A 4,174-nucleotide genomic window follows, 5' to 3' on the forward strand; every position below is an offset into this window, starting at 1 on the left:
GTAACTTGTAACTTTACCTGATGGCTCTGTTACGGTTTCAAGTCTATTTAACTTATCATAGGTATAGATTGTTGTTCCCTTTTTGTCTACCTTTGAAGTCTGGTTATGTGCTCCGTCATAGGTATAGCTATAGCTTTCAAATACTGTTCCGTCTGATTTTTTGTTTACTAATGTCTTAAGAAGATTGTCCTTATAGTAAGTAAATTCCTCCCTTGAGCCATCCTGATATTGCACTGATTTCTTGTTTCCATTATCAAAATACTCATAGGTTGTCGTTCTTCCCTCTGCTGTTACCTTCTTTAATCTTCCTACCTTGTCATATATATTTAGTGATATATTCCCCTTCGGGTCTGTTACCTTTTCTGCTATTTCTCCAATGTCTACACCTGATATTATATCATATTGATATACACTTTTTCCAATATCAGGAATATATTTTTCTATTATTCTGTTTAATTCATCATATCTTCTAGTCGTTACTCCCGTAATGAAATATGGGACACAGAAATATGGGACACATACTTACTGTAATCACCTAGAGAAATATATTTTTTTAAATATTTTCATATTTCTCATTAAATAAAGCTTTGTAATTTCCTTATTTAATATAACTTTATTCATTTTTTTGCTAAATTACACTATGCTTGTCCAATCTTTATCTTTATGAAAGCATTTATCTCTTTAACTTTTTAAAATAAAATTATTTAATTAGCTTTTTAAAAATTAAGCATACTGTTCCATAAATTCATATGTAATGTTTTTATATTTCTCATCATCCAAAAGTTTCACCCCAAGGCTGCTAAGTTTTGAAACCCTGCTTTGAGTTATGTTTCCAAGGACGCGACAGATTTCACTGCATTTTAAGTTGCAAAAACTTCTCATTAAAAGTACAGCCAGTGCCTTTGCTTCAACTATTTCTCTGCAATGTTTTGTATGTAGCTTTATTTTTTCAATTCCAAGTTTTGATGCAATAAATTCTAAAATCTCTTTAGTTTTAATGTTTCTCACTAAAATTTTTCTTTCACTTCTGTATTCTGTTCCTTCATTTAAAAATTCAACTTCTTCTTTAAAAACCTTATCAGAACATTTATATACTAATTTCATATAGCTTTCCCTGGCTTTTTTAGAATTTTTGCTGAACATTCCCATAATAAAACCATCATCAACTAGTTCATAGGGGTCATGTCTTAAGCCTAGGTATATTGAAAGACTTGAAAACTCGTATTTCTCTGGGCAGTCTTCATATCCCTTTATATCACAAGGGTTGTTGTGAACATATGCCGATAAGGCATAGAGATATATTTCACTTTTTACCATTTTGCTTTTAAATCTGTCCTGAAATAGATGTCCATGTCTTTTATGTCTGTGGTTAAAATATTGGGCATAGGAGAAGTTTATGCTGTGCATAATCCTTGAAATATCAGCTCCGTTGGCATCTATTATCAGATGTAGATGGTTATCCATAAGGCAGTAGCCATATACTCTGAATTCATAGATTTTTTGATATTTTTTAACTAAGGATAAATAGTTAAGCTTATCCTCGTTATCTTTAAACAAATCAACTTCACTTATACTCCTTGCCATTACATGAAAAATGGCGTCTTCCTTCTTTTGCCTTGCGATCCTTGGCATAAGAAAACATCTCCCTTCAAAGTTTAGTTCCTAATTAGTATTTCCTTTGATGGGAGATGTTATTCATTAATTCTGAACAATACTTATATGTCCCACATTATTTTATTTCTGTATTTTCTCAGCCAATAGCATAGCTGCTTAATATTTAAATTATTCTCTTTACAAAATGCAGCCTGAGTTAAACCACTTGCTTTATATGCCTTAATTCTTTCAAGCCATTGTGCTCTTAATTCTTCTTTTGACATAACATATCAGCTCCTTATCTTTTTATGAGCTGATTATCTCAAATTTTTTATCATTTAGCTATGTGTTAAGTATTTTACGCTTACATTATTATTAAAATAAATAGTCGCCCCCCATAAGCAACCTTATCATTAGTTTTATTTATAGTAATACATATAATAAATACAGTAATAATAAAATACTTTAAAGATATAAGGTATAAGATATTAATTCTTATATTTAATTTACTTGAAAATATAGATACCTAATAATATTACATACCATTGATTTTATTTAGACATTTATATTACTTGTATTTAGGACTTGAATGGATACTAATATCTTTAGATATCGTTTTATATTTTGTTTATACTATTTTGTTTAAAACATTGTCATTAATGGCTCTTGTGGGCAGGCGCATTTAATCTTTTTAAAATTATAGGATAGACTTTTAATAGTATTCCTCCTATTTGTTATTAATGATAATTTATTTAATCCTAATTTAGTAAATTAAAAGAAAGCTAACTGTACATTAGTGCAGTTAGCTTAATATTTATATACTATTATATTTCAAGAACTGTTACTAACTATTAACTACCTATCAGTATATTTATAAAGTAATTATTGCTCCAATAATAATAAATATTATAATCAAAGCTAAAATTATCGACATAAATACTGCCAACTTGGCTCTTCCAATTTGCTCTTCATCACCACTTTTTAGCATTAGAATAATCCTCATTACAATAAAATAAACACCTGGAATTAAACTACAAGCTAATAAATATAACTGAATCTTTATATCCCAAACAAAGAACATATTAACCACTAAAACTAGGATAAATAGAGCAATAAACATAAAGCCAGAAATATATACATAGCTCTGAGTAGTGTTATTTTTATTTTTTCTATCTTTTATATACTCTATTACAAAAATAATAGTTAATACTAATACTATCAGAAAAGTTAAGTACCGTGGTAAGGTCTTACCCATCATTACAAGAAATATAAATATAACTATATTTATATATGGACATATTGTACTCCACTTTACATTTTTACTCTTCATTATTTACCCTCTTTCTACTTTAATGTTTCTTTTGGCCTAAAAATACATCGTTAACCATACTAGCACCTACACCAATAGCCAAAGCAAGTATAGCACCTGCAACAACTACTGGAGTTGCAGCTCCTACAGTAGCTGCGCCTATTATAACACCTGCTATTGTTGCAGCTACTGTAACACCTGTTCGTAGGACTGGGTGTTTGTAATTCTTAAAATTGTCCACAATTTCCGGTACCGCTAATAAAGCACTAACAACCCCCACTTTCCCTACTGTTTTTAATGATTTGACTCCTATTCTAGGTACAATTGTTTCTGTAGTAACTCCTTTTCCAAACTTAGAAATAACTGCTCTTCTTGCATTTCTATTAGGTAGATTCTTTGTTATTTTACCTAGAGTGGTGTATTCCGGAACTTTATCAATAATATGTTCACCAACTTTATCCAAAGTAGCATTACGTGCATTAGATAATAATGCTTTTTTCCCTGAATTTAAAGCTTTACTATTTATGCCATTTTCTTTAGTTTTTACGCTAATTGCCCCTTTAGTTGTTACATTAACCTCATTCGTCTCCTTCTTCTTATTCACCTCAGCAGGTTTTTTCTTTGTATTCTTCTTATTACCACTATCCTTAGGTTTTGTAGAACTTCCACTCTTACTTGTCGTATTAGGCTTTGCTGCTTTATGTTTTGTGTACATGTTCTTCTTAGTCTCATTTTTCTTAGCCCTTTTTTCATCTGCGTATACTGCTCCAACTGCTTCCCTATGCCCATCGGGATCAGTGTACATGATAGGTTCATTATGACAGTAAGTATATAGATTCAAACTAAGTGGGTCTTTCCTATCCCCTCTATAACTATCCTCAGACAAGAACCTGGCAATCTTTGGATCATAATACCTGGACTTTAGGTAATACTGTTTTGTCTCTTTATCATACTCATAACCGGCATACCTATATGGATTCTGTACTGTGCCAGATTCCTCTAGTATGTTTCCAAAGGCATCATAATAATATGATGCTGCAATTGCTCCTGATGGGTCTATCAGGGTTGTTACATCTGCATGGCCGTTGTAGAGATAATTATAGATTTGTCCTGAGGCTTTTCTTTGAATCAGATTGGTTCCATATATGTTTCTGGCAAGCTCTTCTCCTGATTCATTTACCTCAAGGGTTATTTTATCCCCTTCATATAGGAATCTTGTTTTAACTCCGTTTACGTCCTTTTCTACTCTTCTGCCTTCGGCATTGTACTTCA

5 protein-coding genes are annotated in these 4,174 nt (G+C 31.1%); all 5 read right to left on the reverse strand.

Going from position 1 to position 4,174, the window contains the following annotated elements; all coding sequences use genetic code 11:
- The coding region (locus Q428_RS16705) for an RHS repeat domain-containing protein (RefSeq protein ID WP_035381784.1) at nt 1–234 on the reverse strand (234 nt) is incomplete at its 3' end.
- Nucleotides 235–723: 489 nt separating this feature from the next.
- Entirely contained in the window at nt 724–1,632 is a 909-nt protein-coding gene (locus tag Q428_RS13440) for a transposase (protein ID WP_035381786.1), read from the reverse strand.
- An 83-nt stretch (nt 1,633–1,715) separates the two neighbouring features.
- Nucleotides 1,716–1,877 carry an IS66 family insertion sequence element accessory protein TnpA gene (tnpA, locus tag Q428_RS15540; RefSeq protein ID WP_161633636.1) on the reverse strand — a complete coding sequence of 54 codons (162 nt, stop codon included), beginning with the start codon at nt 1,875–1,877 and terminating at the stop codon, nt 1,716–1,718.
- A 587-nt stretch (nt 1,878–2,464) separates the two neighbouring features.
- A complete protein-coding gene (locus Q428_RS13450; RefSeq protein WP_035381788.1) occupies nt 2,465–2,923 on the reverse strand; it encodes a hypothetical protein in 459 nt (152 codons plus the stop codon).
- A gap of 19 nt (nt 2,924–2,942) precedes the next feature.
- Nucleotides 2,943–4,174, reverse strand: a 1,232-nt coding sequence (locus Q428_RS13455) for an RHS repeat-associated core domain-containing protein (RefSeq protein WP_035381790.1), incomplete at its 5' end; no start/stop codon positions are given.

It is taken from the genome of Fervidicella metallireducens AeB, assembly GCF_000601455.1.
GTDB classification, from domain to species: Bacteria; Bacillota; Clostridia; order Clostridiales; family Caloramatoraceae; genus Fervidicella; species Fervidicella metallireducens.